Genomic DNA, 15912 nt, shown 5'->3' with positions numbered 1-15912 from the left:
TAAGCATATGCTCACAGGACTTTCTTATGAAGTATAAGGATCTTTTTCGTAAGCTGGAAGATCACCGAGCGGAGACATGAGTTGTTCGTCATCGAGCATTTGTTCATATTGTTCATGTACAATGTTTGGATAAATTGTAATGCCCGTTCCATAAAGATCGGTTGCCGCAAATGTTTCAAACGGTTCGACGTAACCGATTTGTTCCTCAGCATCAATATACATGCGATCATAGTGTACCGTATCTTCTTGAACATCTGAAGGTGTTTCTGATGTACCGAAGCGAGCAACCTTTTGCCAACTATCTTCAGCATCGAAAGTTTCTACATCTTCATGAACGACAAATTCGCCAAATGGAGGAGACAAAATACTTTCTTCAATTGGGCGCTGTTGTGAAATAAATTGGTCAGAGCTATGTTCTTTACAATATGTTGTCGTCGGGATGGCTTCGAGACGTTCGAACGGAATGGGTTTCCCGCATACTTTGCAAATACCGTATGTCCCATCTTCCATCGCTTGAAGTGCAAGCTCGATATCATGAAGCTCTCTTTCTGTATGTTCGTTCAGCGCAATATCTTTTTCTCGTTCATATAATTCTGTGCCAGTATCAGCAGGATGATTGTCATAATTCGATAATTCGCCAACTGAATCATGAGTAGATGTTCGCGTGAGGCCGAAATGATCGTTTTGTTTCAACCGTTGCTCAATTTGTCGTTTTTCTTGCAATAAACGGTCACGTAAAGCAGATATATCCTGCACAATAAATTCCCTCCTTCAAGTTTTAACTACGCATAGTATGGACTAAAAAGAAAAAACCATAGCGCCAAGACTATGGTTTTTCTTAACAATTATTGCATCCAATAATGAATAAATAGACCGATAACGAGTAAAAATCCAAACTGCGTATTCGTTTGAGCTGTTGCTTTCATGGCTGGCATCATGTCGATCGGTTTCGTTTTTCCAATAAACCCCTTCGTTGCTCGCCACGCTTTTGGGACACTGAAAAATACGAGCAATGTCCATGGCGAAATCGTTTTCGTAAAAACAAGTAACACAATCCATAAAAATGATGTGACAAACATGCCGCCTAACAACCAAATGGCACGTTTTCTACCGAGTAAAATGGCTAACGTTTTTCGTCCGCTTTTTTTGTCTCCGTCTAAGTCGCGAATGTTATTGGCTAATAAAATAGCACCAACTAGAATAGAGATGGGAACAGAAACAAGAACAGGTGTTGATGTAATTGTGCCCGTTTGAATAAAAAATGAAATTAAAATGATGGTAAGACCCATGAAAAACCCTGCTGCTAATTCACCAAATGGGGTATAGGCGATCGGAACGGGTCCGCCTGTATAAAAATAGCCTGCTGCCATGCAAATAGTGCCGATCACAGCTAGCCACCAACTACTGTTGGCACAAATATAAACGCCAAGTAACATGGCGATAGCGAAAAAAGACCAAGCAAGCAGTAAAACTGTTTTTGGTGAGATGCCATCGCGAACAATCGCTCCACCAATTCCGACGGATTCAGGTGTATCAAGCCCTCGTTTATAGTCGTAATATTCATTAAACATATTTGTTGCTGCTTGGATAAATAATGAAGCAATGAGCATAGAAAAAAATAAAGGGAAGTGAATTGGCGTTTCATCTACTGCAAGCACAGTGCCGATGGAAACAGGAACGAACGCTGCAGTAAGCGTATGTGGACGCAATAATCGCCACCAAACGCGCCAGTCTCGTTTATAATGAACCGTTTGAGTATTTGAACGTACTGGTGTTGGCATACTATTCTTCTCCTTTAAGTAAAATGTCGTTCACAATAAGTTTAGGGAAGTGGGGAAAATGTGTCAATGTCTTGACAATATAAATTGTTTCCTATCTCTAAAAAACAATATTATAATGGAAAAGGGACAAAAAGTTTAAGTATAGGCGTGATAAAAGGTGGTTACTTTATATCAAAACAAAGTTATTGACCAATTGCGTCATGTATTAGGGAAAAAAGAGCATATGGTTAGTATTACCATAAGAATGGAACAAATCGATCCGCTTGCTTTTTTCTCTGCGGGTGAAACGTTATTTTATGGGCAACGTTTTTACTGGTCGGATTGCTTGCACGAACGAACATTTGTTGGACTTGGACGAGCTCAAGTTATAAAAAGCAAAGAAAAGACGAAAAAGCGGTTTCGTGACGTCGAACGAGAATGGAAACAAATTGTAGAAGGCGCTTTCATTGAAGGGCAAGGGCCACTGATGTTTGGAGGATTTGCCTTTGACCCGCTGAAACAGTCAGATGAACATTGGATTGAATTTCCTTCTGCCCAATTTGTTGTGCCTACATTTTTGTTAACAAAGCAACGAGATGAAATATGGCTAACAGTCAATGTTGTTCATGAATCGCTCAATCAGATTGAAGAAATGATCGATTCTTTATTTCACACACGTGATGAGAGCGATTGGCATCGTGCTCACATTGTGAAAAAAGAAGAAGTTGCTCGTGACCAATGGCTCCGTGCCGTTCATTACGCGACAGATCTTATTCGAAATGATGCAATTGAAAAAGTCGTTTTAGCACGTGAATTATTTCTTTCTTCTTCTCGGCGAATTGATCGTTCTCATGTGTTACGTGCTTTACGGGAGCAACAACCGATGAGCTACATTTTTGCTTTTGAAAATGGCTCTACTTGCTTCATCGGGGCTTCTCCGGAGCAACTTGTGAGAAAGAATGGGCATACGTGTGAAACAGCTTGTTTGGCGGGATCGATTCGCCGTGGACATACGGTGAAAGAAGATGAAGAACTTGGACGTTGGTTGCTTCAAGACGATAAAAATCGCCGCGAGCATGCGTTTGTTGTCGATATGATTAAACAAGCAATGAATGAAGTATGTACGGAAGTTGTCATTCCGAACGAACCAACGCTTTTGAAAATGAGACATATTCAACATTTATATACGCCTGTTCAGGCGAAAGTGAAGGAAGGCGTCTCGATTTTTTCACTCGTTGAACGGCTTCATCCAACCCCTGCGCTCGGGGGATTTCCGAAAGAAAAGGCGGTACAAACGATTCGGGAGATTGAGCCGCTTGATCGTGGATGGTATGCCGCTCCGATTGGTTGGGTTGATGCGAACGGAAACGGAGAGTTTGCTGTTGCGATTCGTTCGGCATTGCTTGAAGACAATAAAGCACATTTGTTTGCAGGATGTGGCATTGTTGCTCATTCCGATCCACATAATGAATACGAGGAAACGAATGTAAAGTTTAAACCGATGTTATCAGCGTTAGGGGGTGATGGAGATGAATGAAATGACAGCGTATGTCACAGCTTTCGTTGAGCAACTAGCTCATATGGGAGTACACCAAGTAGTCATTAGCCCTGGTTCTCGCTCCACTCCTCTAGCGATGGTTATGGCTGAACACCCAACGTTAAATATTCATGTTCATATTGATGAACGTTCCGCTGCTTTTTTCGCATTGGGCATGGCGAAGGCTTCTGGAGAGCCAGTTGCTCTTGTTTGTACATCAGGGACAGCAGTAGCAAATTATTATCCAGCAATCGTTGAAGCTTATTATGCACGTGTCCCACTCGTTGTGATTACGGCTGATCGCCCTCATGAACTGCGTGATGTTGGCGCTCCACAAGCAATTGACCAGTTGCATATGTATGGTTCATATGTAAAATGGTTTGTTGATATGGCGCTTCCAGAAGGAAATGAGCGAATGCTTCGTTATGCCGAAATGGTGGCTGCTCGTGCGGTATACGTTGCATCGTCTGTCCCAAAAGGACCGGTTCATATTAACGTACCGTTGCGCGAACCACTCGTTCCAACGATCGATGAGCCGCTGTTTTTGCCATCTTCTCCAACTCGCATCGTGTATAAAGGAAGTAAGCATCTTTGTGAAGAGATGATCGATGAGTTGCATGCGGAGTTGAGCGGTGTCGAAAAAGGGGTCATTATATGCGGAGATTTGCATATCGAAGGTTTTTCTGAGGCAGTTGTGAAGTTAGCGGAAGCATTGCAATACCCTATTTTAGCAGATCCTCTCTCTCCATTGCGGACAGGTACACACGAGAAACGATGTATTATTGAATCGTATGATGCGATGTTAAAAAATGAAACGTTTGCGGATAAGTTTGTTCCAGATGTCGTTATTCGGTTCGGAGCGATGCCTGTATCGAAATCGCTTTATGTTTGGTTGCAAAAGCATAAACAAGTAAAACAAATAGTTGTCGATGAAGCGGGACAATGGCGCGATCCAACGTTGGCGCTTCAAGTACTGATAGAAGCAAATGAGGTTCAATTTTGTTATGATTTAGCGCAACGTGCTTCACATTCCCTTCGTTCGTCGCAATGGATGAGCAAGTGGCAATATATGAATGAACGTGCAAAACACATTTTGTTGAAAGCAGAAGAAGAGACGAGCATGTTTGAAGGGAAAATATTTATTGAACTTGCCAACCTATTGCCAGACAAAGCAACACTCTACGTTGGCAACAGTATGCCTATTCGTGATGCGGATACGTTTTTTATGTCATCGAATAAACGAATCCGTTTACTAGCGAATCGAGGAGCAAACGGCATTGATGGAGTTGTATCTAGTGCTCTTGGGACAAGTTACGTTTCCCAACCACTTGTGTTAGTGATTGGCGACTTGTCGTTTTATCATGATTTAAACGGTTTGTTGGCAGCGAAATTACAACAGCTACATGCGACAATCATCGTGCTAAACAATAACGGCGGAGGTATTTTCTCTTTCTTACCGCAAGCGAATGAACCAAAGCATTTCGAACGGTTATTTGGTACGCCGACACATTTATCATTTCAGCATGCTGTTGACATGTATAATGGGCATTATGAAAAAGTAGAGACGTGGGAACATTTTCGACGAGCGATGACGGACGCTCTTTCACGCCCGACATTAAACGTCATTGAAGTTCCGACATCACGTGAATATAATGTCAAAATCCATCGGAAATTGTGGAAAGATGTTTCCCAGGAAATGTCCAACTTGTTGAATAAAGGGGAATGAACATGAAGTTTGTCGTTCGAGGACAAACGTATTATGTGGAAATGTACGGTAATGGACAACCGCTGTTGTTACTACACGGATTTACAGGCAGCTGTCAAACGTGGCATCCGTTTATTTCAACGTGGAGCCAACATATGCAGTGCATCGCCATTGACATTCTCGGTCACGGACGAACGGATGCTCCTTCAGCTGTACAGCGATATGACATCGAGATCGTCGCGAGAGATATTGCTACGTTATTGGAGCAATTAGAAATAAAAAAAGCGCATGTATTAGGATATTCCATGGGGGGAAGACTTGCGCTCACATTTGCGGTTCTTTATCCGCAGTATGTTCAAACGCTCATATTAGAAAGTAGCTCTCCCGGTCTAAAAACAGAAAAAGAAAGAATGAAACGTCGCGAAGAAGACGAGCGATTAGCACAATTTATTGAAAAACATGGCGTCGCCTCATTTGTCGATCGCTGGGAGAACATTCCGTTATTTTCTTCTCTTCAACGGTTACCAAAAAGTGTGCAACAACGGCTCCGTGAAGAACGGTTACAGCATACAGCGATTGGACTAGCTAACAGTTTACGTGGGATGGGGACAGGCGCACAACCTTCTTGGTGGGGGGCATTGCATCAATTACATATGCCGACATTGTTGATTTGTGGAGAAGACGATGAAAAGTTTTGTCGAATTGCGTCAGAAATGGTACAATTATTACCAAACGGAACGCTCATTGCCGTTCCGCAAGCTGGACACGTTGTGCATATGGAGCAGCGTGAGCGGTTTGGTACGCTTGTTCAACAATTTGTGCTAAGAGGAGGTTTATTGTATGGCGATTGAATGGATAAAAGAGAGGGAATATGAAGATATTTTGTACGAAACGTATAACGGCATTGCAAAAATCACAATTAATCGTCCTGAAGTACATAATGCGTTTCGTCCGAAAACAGTAATGGAATTAATTGATGCGTTTGCATATGCACGTGACGACTCTAATATTGGTGTCATCATTTTAACAGGTGCAGGCGGCAAAGCGTTTTGTTCGGGTGGCGACCAAAAAGTGCGTGGACATGGTGGATATGTGGGGGATGATCAAATTCCGCGCTTAAACGTATTAGATTTGCAACGTTTAATTCGTGTTATTCCCAAGCCGGTTATTGCGATGGTTGCAGGTTATGCGATCGGCGGTGGTCACGTGCTACATGTCGTTTGTGACTTAACGATTGCAGCAGATAACGCGATTTTTGGTCAAACAGGTCCGAAAGTCGGTAGCTTTGATGGAGGATATGGAGCAGGTTATTTGGCGCGCATTGTCGGTCATAAAAAAGCGCGTGAAATTTGGTATTTATGTCGCCAATACAATGCCCAAGAGGCGCTAGAAATGGGACTAGTGAATAAAGTTGTTCCACTTGAACAGTTAGAGGAAGAAACGGTGAAATGGGCGGAAGAAATTTTAGAAAAAAGCCCGACAGCTATTCGCTTCTTAAAAGCTGCGTTTAATGCAGATACAGATGGACTTGCAGGCATTCAACAACTTGCTGGAGATGCAACGCTTCTTTACTATACAACGGATGAAGCTAAGGAAGGACGCGATGCATTTAAAGAAAAGAGAAAACCGGACTTCAAGCAGTTCCCGCGTTTTCCATAAAAATAAAACAGCTTGATGTGCATACATCAAGCTGTTTTTTTGAAGGTGGTGTGAACATGATTCCAAATTGGTTACGTCAACGTGCACATTTAACTCCGAATCGTGTAGCGCTATACGATGACACACAAGCGATTTCATTTGCGGAACTTCATGATCGGACAGTAAAACGGGCAAGGCAATTTGTTTATCTCGGTGTAAAAAAAGGCGACATTGTAGCTATCTTAATGAAAAATAGTATACATATGGTCGAAGTCATTCATGCGCTTCATTATATCGGAGCGATTGTTTTGTTACAAAATGTACGCTTATCGATAGAAGAAATAAAGTGGCAGTTGGATCATAGTGGGGCGCGTTTCGTCATTTGTGATGAGCCATTTCCAGACGAACGAGTAATTGAATGGAATGAATTTATAAAACTCCGAGAACGAGATGGAGAATGGCAAACGATGTACCATCTTGATGATGTAGCAACCATTATGTATACATCAGGGACGACAGGAAAGCCAAAAGGAGTTATGCAAACATATGGGAATCATTGGTGGAGTGCGATTGGCTCCGCTTTAAATCTTGGCTTGCATGAAAATGATTGTTGGCTTGCGGCTGTTCCCTTTTTTCATGTTAGTGGTTTGTCGATTTTAATGCGGAGCGTCATTTATGGCATGAGTGTTTATATTATGTCATCATTTGACGCGAAACGTAGCAATGAGCTTATTTTGCAAGGGAAAGTTACGATGATGTCCGCTGTCAGCACCATGGTGCAACAAATAATTCAGCAACTCAAGCAGCCGTATCCTTCGTCATTTCGTTGTATGCTCGTTGGAGGAGGACCTGTTTCGCAACCGTTATTGCAGTCGTGTGCTAATTGGCATATACCTGTATATCAAACATATGGTATGACAGAAACTGCTTCTCAAGTGGCTACATTACCTCCAGATGCTCGTCATAAACATGGCTCAGCAGGAAAGCCGCTGTTTCATATGGGCATTCGCATTGAAAAAGACGGACACCGGCTGAATGCCAATGAAGTAGGAGAGATTGTTGTCAAAGGTCCGAGCGTCATGAAAGGGTATTGGCAAAACGAAAAGGAAACGAATGCGGTTTTAAAAGATGGTTGGTTATATACCGGAGATGTTGGATATATGGATGAAGAAGGATTTTTATATGTGCTTGACCGTCGTTCAGATTTAATTATTTCTGGTGGAGAAAATGTATATCCTGCCGAAATTGAGGCGGTACTTTTGGAACATAAGGCAGTAAAAGAAGCAGGCGTCATTGGAGTTGCTGATGAAACATGGGGACAAGTGCCACATGCATTTGTTGTATTATATGATGGGACAGCAACGGAAGAACAATTAAAGTTGTTTTGTATGAGTAAATTGGCTAAATATAAAGTGCCAAAGCGAATTTACATTGTTGATCATTTGCCGCGCAATGCTACAAACAAACTGATGCGCCATAAGCTAAAAAAATGGGTCGAGGAGGCGTAAAAAGCCTCCTCTTATTGATATCCTTTCGCTGTTTCTTTCGTAATTTTTTCTTTAAACAGTTTATAACTCCAAAGTTGATAGCCTACGACGATCGGTACCATAACGATGGCGACGCCGAGCATAATTTTTAAGTTCAATTCGCTTCCTGCTGCTTCAAAAAGCGTTGTGCTATATTCATCGTTGATGCGGGAAGGAAGCATATTTGGGAACATGCCGATAAAACCAGTTGCCATAAGTGTGAAAATCGTCAAGCAAATGTTCGTAAATGCAAGTCCAATTCGTTTTTGCCAAACGAACAATAACATCAGTAATGCACATACGAAAGTAAGCGCTGGAACGACCCAAAGAATTGGTGCTTTTGTAAAGTTGTGAAACAAAGGTGTCCGATTACTTGTTGCAACGAAGAAAAGGGATAATATGACCGTTGCAACAATAGCAGCAGGGCGCGCGACTGCATACGCTCGCTCCGCTACCTCTCCAACCGTTTTTAGCATGACCCAAAGAGCACCAGAGACGATAAATAAACTGATAAACAATAATCCGCCTAACAAACCGTACGGATGAAGCAAACTAAAAAACGTTCCTTCATATCCAGATGGGCCAATTTTTAAGCCGTAAAACAAATTCGCAAAGGCAACGCCAAATAAAAGTGCTAAAGCAAAACTGCTAATTGTAAATGCCCATTTCCAACTTTTTTGCCAAAGCGGTGCATCGTCTTTATGCATAAATTCCAATCCAGCAGCACGGAAAAAGAGCGCGAATAAAATGAGCATCATCGGCGTATATAAGAAGCTAAATAAGTCAGCGTAAACAGCTGGAAACGCAGCAAATGTAGCTCCGCCCGCTGTAATTAACCATACTTCATTGCCACCCCAAAACGGTCCAACCGCTTCTTGTAGTTGATTTCGCTCTTGACGGTTTCTCGCTAAAAACGGAAACAACATGCCTGTACCGAGCGTATATCCATCTAACACAAAGTATATCGTCCAAATAAGTCCCCATAGACCAAACCAAATGATCGCAACTATTTCATGAGACATGTTGCATTCCCCCACCTTTCGTAGCCGCGGATGTGTACGGTCCTTTTTTCGCATATTTCAACATTAAGTACACGTCAGCAATAAGCAAGATAGTATAAAACAATACGAGGCTGACGAGTGAGAAAATGATTTGTGAAAGGGAGATTGGTGATACGGCTTCGGCTGTGCGCATTAAGCCATACACCGTCCATGGTTGACGTCCGACTTCCGCAACGACCCAGCCAGCGTTGATAGCGACATACGGAAGCAATACAGAATACATCACAAGTTTTAAGAAACGTCGTGATTCCACTAATTTGTTTTTGCGATATAAGTAAAATCCGTACCAAAATAGAGCGACAAAATATAAACCGAGCGCCACCATTAAACGAAATGAATAAAAGACGATGTTAACATTTGGACGTTCATCTTTTGGAATTTGATCAAATCCAACGACTTTTCCATCAAACGAATGTGTATAAAAATAGCTACCGAGCTTCGGGATCGTTAAAAATTCAACGATATTTTGCCCATTTTTTGGGTCTGGAATTTGAATAATGTGAAATGGTAAACTTTCTTTTGTCTCCCAAACTGCTTCAAGTGCAGCCCCTTTAGCTGGTTGCATTTTCGCTGCAAACGATGCTGATTTATGACCGATAAACGGTGTCGCTGTTGCGGCGATCAATCCTAAAATGAGCCCATATTGAAACGATTTTTTAAAAAACTCGACATGCTGTTTTCGTAATAAGTGCCATGCGCTCACTGCCATGACAAAAAACGCTCCAACGATATAACAGCTGACGACGGTATGAACGAACATATGCCATGCATATGGATTTGTTACCACTTCCCAAAAGTTTTGCAGTTCGATACGTCCGTTTCTTTCAATATACCCAACCGGATTTTGCATAAAGCCGTTTGCTGTAATAATCCAAAGCGCAGAAATGTTTGTGCCAAGCGCAACCATCCAAATCGAAAACGCACGAAGTTTTGGTGAAATTTTATCCTTCCCAAATAGCCAAATGCCCATAAATGTTGATTCTAAAAAGAAAGCAACGAGCGCTTCAATGGCGAGTGGAGATCCGAAAATATCCCCCATATATTTCGAATACTCAGACCAGTTTGTACCAAATTGAAATTCCATCGTAATGCCTGTGACTACGCCAAGAACGAAGTTAATAGCAAACAATTTCCCCCAAAAATCTGCCATTTGTCGATAAAGCGGATTTTTTGTTCGTACATGTTGTGTTTCCATCCATGCAATTAAAACAATAAGACCAATGGTCAACGGGACGAATAAAAAATGATAAAAAACAGTAATGGCAAATTGAAAACGGCTAAGTAAAAGCACGTCGCTCATATATTCCCCTCCAACGATACAAAATGTTTTTTTACTATGTATAAGAGTAACCCTAAGACGTGAAGAAGCGGTGAGGGAAATGTTGCAAAACTGTGGCGATAATTTTAAAAAAATGTGTCTATTCATTGTTTTTAACATGAAAAAGTGAAAAACCCCTTGCGACAGGCAAGGGGTTTTTAGTTATTCGTTTGGTTGGAACGTTTTACAGTCTGTTTCTGTCGAGCTCGTCGCTGTTGCACCGGCATGGCTTACGACATAGATTGCGTCTGCACTACATCGATTGCCTTGCGACCAAAACTGACAGTTTTGCACCTCACAAAGTACATCTTTTGCCACAATCATTCCCTCCTTTCGTTATGCTGATGTTAGTGTAGACAAAACATTGGCAAGACATAACATGAAAAAATGAGCAAAAATAATGAGAATTTTTATCATTATATGTTGACACAGATAATCATTCTCAATTAGAATGAAATTGTGCAAGATAAGACAAAAAATTCGGAGGGAGTTACATGTCATCATTATTAGTTGTTGGAGCAGATCATTTAGGAAACATTACCGATAAATTAAAAAACTCAGGATTTCAGGAGATTATTCATTTAGATGGTCGAAAAGTGAATATGGTGAAGCGACAAATTCCAGAGCATGTCGATATCGTATTTGTCATGACGGATTACATTAACCACAATTTAGCAAAGGTCATTAAACAAAAAGCAAAAGATCAACATAAGCCGATTTATTTTGTAAAGCGTTCATGGAGTTCCATTCAGGCTGTCATTGAGCAAATGGGGGAGCTAAAACGAGTGAACTAAGGGGGAGATGACGTTGTGGCAACCGTTTTTAAATGAAGTATTAACTTATCATTACAGCATATCTCCACCTCATCGTTCATCACTTACGTTGCTAAAAGGAATTGAACGGGCAACATCATCGTTTCCGATCGCTTCTTGTGACTCTCCCGTTACATATTATAAAACGATAGCACAAATGACGGATTACTTGCTTCGCTTTGTTGCGAACGATCAGTCGTTTGTTCACATATTAGATGCTCATGATGCTTTTATTACCACATCATGTACGTCTGACACGTGCGTTGTCCCATCATGTATGAACGTTTTTGTTGTTGATTCATTCTCTCTTCCCAAAGCGATACATATGTTTGAACAAAACTTTCATACCAGACCTGAAAAAATTTATATGTATCGTATGTCAATGAATGGTGTCATCCATTTTTTGTTGACAAAACATGTGTATCGAGTATCATAAAATTTGATAATGAATTTCAATTTTAGAAAGAGGGAGATTATGGGGAAATGGATGAAAGTTGGTTTGGCTATTTCTTTATCTTCATCGCTTGTCGTTAGTGGTTGTGCCGAACCAACGACAAAGAAGAGAAAGAAAGAAGAAACAGAAACTGCGATTCAAGTTCCGGTAACTGATTACACGTTTCGAACAGCAGGAAATATGTTTGCGTATTCAGAGTTTGAACTGTCTGGTGAACCTTTAGCAGAAGGATTAGGATTAGATTTAGATTTGTTAGATGTTCGAAAAATAAATGAACCGACGGAGTTTGATTATATTGCAGGGGTAGAATCTTACGAATATTCTGAGGAAGCGATGTATGAGGTAACGGAAAAATCAGGGCTCGGTTTGCATCTTATTCACGGTCCTATAGCAAAAAAATTAGCGAAACAAAGCGGAAAAGAAGGTCATGAAGTATTGGCTGAACGTTTTTATTTACTTGCTGATCAAGTTGGATATCCACACGAAGAAATATTTCGCAATATGTTTCCTACATTCATTGAGTATGAAAGTGGGGATCCACATTACATCCAACAAGTGGACACAGACATATATGCAGAAAATGATGACGGTACGTACGTCCCAGTGTACCAAGTAGATTTCCAAACGTTGCGATGGGCTCGTGAAAAAATGAATAAAATGCTTGTTCCTGCAGCTTACGGGGCAACGTTTTTAAAACAAGCTTTATGGGCTGGTGATTTTTTAAGTGCGTTCCATACGGTTGATAAGGACGAAGAAGTAGAGGCAAAAACGGCAAATGATGATCAGCATTCAAATATTGCATTAGGGGTTAGTTCGGCTGATGGAATGCAAGGAATGATTTTAACTGAGCAAATATGGAATAAGTTGTTGTTTATTCGTGACCATTTATTTTATGATGCAAAAAATGACAAGCTTACTTCATTGAACAAAGGAACTTATGATCCGGAAAAAGGATTTGTATATTTGCCACATCAAGTTGAAGTTGTTGAAAATGGAGATAATCAAGCACCTGATGCTCAACAGCTCATTTTGAAAGATAAGCGTAGCTTTTTGCAAGATCAATGGCTTATGTTATGGCCGGCGGCTGAGTTTTTTGGTATGACGGATCAACGAAAGGCAAACAAAAATCAAAATCCAGCGTTTTTAGCTGTTTTTGACGGCAAACCTTATCCAAAAGCACCAAATGAAAACATTGATGAGAACGAAAACAACGATATACGAAGTGACGATCCTTATTCAGTGAATCGGGATATTTTGCTTACAATTTTTAAAAACGTAGATGCGATGCACTTCAATGATGAATTAGGAACATTTGTGGAGGAACATAGTGGCACAGAGCAAGGCAAGCATATGAACGTGTTCGATGCAGGTTATACAATGGAAGCACTCCGTATGTTTCAACGAGCAATTGACGGCTTACCGGTTGGCTATGCGAATGGAGAAGAAGCAGAAGGTTTGCATACAGAGGAAGGAAAACGGGCTCTTGAACTTATTCGGAAGCAGGCTGATTTCATTGTTGCAAAGCTAATAAGAACGGATGGACTTGTTGCAAACGGTTTTACAGTTGGAGAAGGAGTAGATGAATCAGAGCCAACGCTTCTTTCACAGCTTGGAGCGATTCGGGGATTAACGGCTGCATTTCTAGCTACAAAAGAAGAGAAGTATCGGGAAGCTGCACGTCATATTTATGTAGCGATGGATCAACATTTCTGGGATAAGACGTTGCATGTTTATAAAACCGCCAAAGATGAGATGAAATACGATCCGTTTGTAGCAGGGGCGCTTTCAAGTGTATTTCGATTGGCCGTAAATCATTTAAACAACATAGATCAAGATCAACAACAGCCGAAAGAGCTAGATCGTGAAACAATTATTTCACGTTATGTAGACTTTTATAATCTTATTATTGACGGGCCTAGCATCAAAGAAGGGATGCAGGCAAGTGAGTTTTGGGACACTGGGGACGTGTATAAAAAAGATGATCAGTCTGGTAATACAGACGGGGATAATGTACCACAAATCCAAGCGGGAGACGGTCCGTACGGAATAGCTCCGATTCTTGTTAATGTTGAAGTAAAAGAAAAGTAAAAGGCGGACGGTATAAACCGACCGCCCTTCTCTACGTGGGGGGATAAATATGAAAAGATGGGCACTCTTTCTTTCTATGTTGTTTCTAGCCTCGTGTACGAAACAACCGATGTTTATGTCCAATCAATCGGAGCTGCGCCATGTGGCAGTCAACAGTAACAATATTGTTATTAACCGAGCTGGTAATGAATTGTATGTTGCAAATATTGATGTGCCTACTGTAACGATTGTCGATGCGAAAACAAAGAAGAAAAAGATAGAAATTCCTGTCGGACGTGAGCCACGCCAATTAACATTAAGTCCTGACGAACAATTTTTATATGTGTCCTGTATGTACGATCATCGCGTAGATGTTATTTCATTGAAAAAGAAAAAGGTAGTTGGTCATATTAAAACGGGTCTCGAACCGTTTGGCTTAGTAACGAGCCAAGATGGTCGTTGGTTATATGTTGCAAATTATCGGTCAGGTACATTATCTATCATTGATTTACAAGATGGAAAAGTAAAAAAAGATATTCAGATAGGTGATCGGCCACGAACAGTAACAATTACTTCAGATGGGAAAAAATTATATGTGCCTCATTATTTAGAGGGGAAAATTACTGTCATTGATGCTAGAAAAGGAAAAATCATAAAACGTATCTCATTAGCACTCTCACCCGATCGGGATGACCGTAAAAAAAGTCAAGGCATTCCAAATACATTAGAGCAGTTTGTGATTACTCCTGATGGGAAGAGGGCGTATGTCCCGCATTTATTAACAAATATCGATACACCGATTCATTTTGAGGAGACAGTTTTTCCTGCTATTTCTGTTATTCGTTTAGATAGAGATGAAGAAATATTAAATGAAAGAAAAGAGTTGTTTGAAGAAATCAATGTTACAGATGTAAATAATGAGACGATCATTGTGTCCAATCCATACGATATTACGTTTCATCCTAACGGGAAAAAAGCGTATGCCATTATGTCTGGAAGTGAAGATCTCGTTGTTTTCGATCTTGCCCGAGGGGGCAATGCTACCCAAGTATTACGACGAATTGAAGGAGATAATCCGAGAGGAATTGTTATTTCCCCAGATGGAAAAACATTGTATATACATCAGGCGATGAGTCATGAAATCGCAATTATCAAAACAGGTGGGGAACAAATATACGCAAAAGCGAGACAAACGGAAAAAAATATTTCTCTCATTTCTAAAGATTCATTATCTCCACTTGTAAGGGAAGGGAAAAAAATATTTTATAGCGCAAATAGTGATGAATATGCAGCTGAGATTACAAAAAATAATTGGATGAGTTGTGCATCTTGTCATAGTGATGGCGATATCAATGGTTTGACACTGTTAACACCTAAAGGACCTAGAAATGTACCAAGCAATATTTTAGCGACGAAAACAGGACTGTTTATGTGGGATGGGTCACGAGATGACTTTACTGACTATATTCATACCGTCCAAGGAGAGATGGGAGGGATGTTACAATACGATCCTAGTAAACCGTTACCGGATGATATTCAGCACATGTTTGATGCGCTTTTTGCGTATCTCGATGACCCCCATTCATTTCCTGTTCCTAAAAGTCCTTATCGAGAGAAGGATGGAAGTTTGACACCTATAGCTAAAAAAGGAGAAAAATTATTTTTTGGAAAAGGGAACTGTGTAAGTTGCCATGGAGGGACGTACTTTACAGATAGTGTAAAAGCGGTAAATAGTAACGGACAACTGACTACAGCACAAACGTCTTTTTTGCACGACATTGGAACAACGAATATACTTGATCGCCCTTCGGCTGGGGACGCCCGTGCACAATTTACAAACCCGCGAACTCCAAAACAGTGGGATACCCCTACATTGCGTGGCGTGTGGGCGACTGCCCCGTATTTACATGATGGAAGCGCAAGCACGATTGAAGAAGCTATTGTACGTCACCGGATAAAAGAAGTAGAGCAGCTTAGCGAAGAAGAAATAAAGCAAATTGCGGCATATGTACGATCACTAGAGTAAAAAGGTGG

14 protein-coding genes are annotated in these 15912 nt (G+C 40.9%); 9 read left to right on the top strand and 5 right to left on the bottom strand.

What is annotated here, in order from left to right; all coding sequences use genetic code 11:
* Window positions 1-24: 24 nt before the first annotated feature.
* Together LD028_RS17730 and LD028_RS17725 are read right to left on the bottom strand one after the other, a co-directional pair.
* Window positions 25-756, bottom strand: a complete 732-nt coding sequence (locus tag LD028_RS17730; RefSeq protein WP_237812570.1) for a yteA family sporulation protein — start codon at window positions 754-756, stop codon at window positions 25-27.
* Window positions 757-845: 89 nt separating this feature from the next.
* Window positions 846-1781, bottom strand: a complete 936-nt coding sequence (locus tag LD028_RS17725; protein ID WP_237812569.1) for a 1,4-dihydroxy-2-naphthoate polyprenyltransferase — start codon at window positions 1779-1781, stop codon at window positions 846-848.
* A gap of 157 nt (window positions 1782-1938) precedes the next feature.
* Between LD028_RS17725 and LD028_RS17720 the strand changes: the two genes are divergently transcribed.
* Genes LD028_RS17720 through LD028_RS17700 form a run of 5 tightly spaced genes read left to right on the top strand, consistent with a single transcriptional unit; the run spans window position 1939 to window position 8148 of the window.
* Entirely contained in the window at window positions 1939-3297 is a 1359-nt protein-coding gene (locus tag LD028_RS17720; RefSeq protein ID WP_237812568.1) for an isochorismate synthase, read from the top strand.
* The gene (gene menD / locus LD028_RS17715) at window positions 3290-5023 is read left to right on the top strand and encodes a 2-succinyl-5-enolpyruvyl-6-hydroxy-3-cyclohexene-1-carboxylic-acid synthase (RefSeq protein WP_237812567.1); all 1734 of its coding nucleotides are present in this window, start codon (window positions 3290-3292) and stop codon (window positions 5021-5023) included. Before LD028_RS17720 ends, menD begins: the two co-directional genes overlap by 8 nt.
* Window positions 5024-5025: 2 nt before the next feature.
* A complete protein-coding gene (gene menH / locus LD028_RS17710) occupies window positions 5026-5853 on the top strand; it encodes a 2-succinyl-6-hydroxy-2,4-cyclohexadiene-1-carboxylate synthase (protein WP_237812566.1) in 828 nt (275 codons plus the stop codon).
* Window positions 5843-6661: a 1,4-dihydroxy-2-naphthoyl-CoA synthase gene (gene menB, locus LD028_RS17705; protein WP_006320645.1), complete on the top strand. Its 819-nt coding sequence runs from the start codon at window positions 5843-5845 to the stop codon at window positions 6659-6661. Before menH ends, menB begins: the two co-directional genes overlap by 11 nt.
* 56 nt (window positions 6662-6717) lie before the next feature.
* Entirely contained in the window at window positions 6718-8148 is a 1431-nt protein-coding gene (locus LD028_RS17700; RefSeq protein WP_237812565.1) for an o-succinylbenzoate--CoA ligase, read from the top strand.
* A gap of 11 nt (window positions 8149-8159) precedes the next feature.
* Here the strand turns inward: LD028_RS17700 and cydB are convergent, their stop codons facing one another.
* The 3 genes from cydB to LD028_RS17685 form a co-directional block, all read right to left on the bottom strand.
* A complete protein-coding gene (gene cydB, locus LD028_RS17695; RefSeq protein WP_237812564.1) occupies window positions 8160-9188 on the bottom strand; it encodes a cytochrome d ubiquinol oxidase subunit II in 1029 nt (342 codons plus the stop codon).
* A complete protein-coding gene (locus LD028_RS17690; protein ID WP_237812563.1) occupies window positions 9178-10527 on the bottom strand; it encodes a cytochrome ubiquinol oxidase subunit I in 1350 nt (449 codons plus the stop codon). The genes cydB and LD028_RS17690 overlap by 11 nt, the downstream gene beginning before the upstream one ends.
* Before the next feature lie 180 nt (window positions 10528-10707).
* Window positions 10708-10863 (bottom strand): DUF1540 domain-containing protein, encoded by a 156-nt coding sequence (locus LD028_RS17685; protein WP_009361637.1) that lies wholly within the window; start codon window positions 10861-10863, stop codon window positions 10708-10710.
* Window positions 10864-11039: 176 nt separating this feature from the next.
* On the opposite strand from LD028_RS17685, the gene LD028_RS17680 reads away from it, so the two are divergent.
* The 4 genes from LD028_RS17680 to LD028_RS17665 are packed head-to-tail and all read left to right on the top strand — an operon-like array spanning window position 11040 to window position 15904.
* Window positions 11040-11339, top strand: a complete 300-nt coding sequence (locus LD028_RS17680; protein ID WP_237812562.1) for a DUF2325 domain-containing protein — start codon at window positions 11040-11042, stop codon at window positions 11337-11339.
* 7 nt (window positions 11340-11346) lie between these two features.
* Window positions 11347-11793, top strand: coding sequence for a diverged REC-like domain-containing protein (locus tag LD028_RS17675; RefSeq protein WP_237812561.1), 447 nt, complete (start codon window positions 11347-11349; stop codon window positions 11791-11793).
* A 39-nt stretch (window positions 11794-11832) separates the two neighbouring features.
* A complete protein-coding gene (locus LD028_RS17670; protein WP_237812560.1) occupies window positions 11833-13899 on the top strand; it encodes a hypothetical protein in 2067 nt (688 codons plus the stop codon).
* A gap of 49 nt (window positions 13900-13948) precedes the next feature.
* A complete protein-coding gene (locus tag LD028_RS17665; protein ID WP_237812559.1) occupies window positions 13949-15904 on the top strand; it encodes a beta-propeller fold lactonase family protein in 1956 nt (651 codons plus the stop codon).
* The last annotated feature ends 8 nt before the right edge of the window (window positions 15905-15912 follow it).

Source organism: Anoxybacillus sp. LAT27 (genome assembly GCF_022030075.1).
GTDB lineage: Bacteria > Bacillota > Bacilli > Bacillales > Anoxybacillaceae > Anoxybacillus > Anoxybacillus kestanbolensis.
The sequence above is the reverse complement of the archived record's forward strand: the minus strand, read 5'-3'. Positions and strand labels throughout refer to the sequence as shown.

Coding starts and splice junctions, on each gene's coding strand:
- cydB (WP_237812564.1), bottom strand. CDS start 9,188: ATGTCTCATGAAATAGTTGCGATCATTTGGTTTGGTCTATGGGGACTT.
- LD028_RS17675 (WP_237812561.1), top strand. CDS start 11,347: ATGACGTTGTGGCAACCGTTTTTAAATGAAGTATTAACTTATCATTAC.
- LD028_RS17680 (WP_237812562.1), top strand. CDS start 11,040: ATGTCATCATTATTAGTTGTTGGAGCAGATCATTTAGGAAACATTACC.
- LD028_RS17690 (WP_237812563.1), bottom strand. CDS start 10,527: ATGAGCGACGTGCTTTTACTTAGCCGTTTTCAATTTGCCATTACTGTT.
- menH (WP_237812566.1), top strand. CDS start 5,026: ATGAAGTTTGTCGTTCGAGGACAAACGTATTATGTGGAAATGTACGGT.
- LD028_RS17725 (WP_237812569.1), bottom strand. CDS start 1,781: ATGCCAACACCAGTACGTTCAAATACTCAAACGGTTCATTATAAACGA.
- menD (WP_237812567.1), top strand. CDS start 3,290: ATGAATGAAATGACAGCGTATGTCACAGCTTTCGTTGAGCAACTAGCT.
- menB (WP_006320645.1), top strand. CDS start 5,843: ATGGCGATTGAATGGATAAAAGAGAGGGAATATGAAGATATTTTGTAC.
- LD028_RS17665 (WP_237812559.1), top strand. CDS start 13,949: ATGAAAAGATGGGCACTCTTTCTTTCTATGTTGTTTCTAGCCTCGTGT.
- LD028_RS17700 (WP_237812565.1), top strand. CDS start 6,718: ATGATTCCAAATTGGTTACGTCAACGTGCACATTTAACTCCGAATCGT.
- LD028_RS17670 (WP_237812560.1), top strand. CDS start 11,833: ATGGGGAAATGGATGAAAGTTGGTTTGGCTATTTCTTTATCTTCATCG.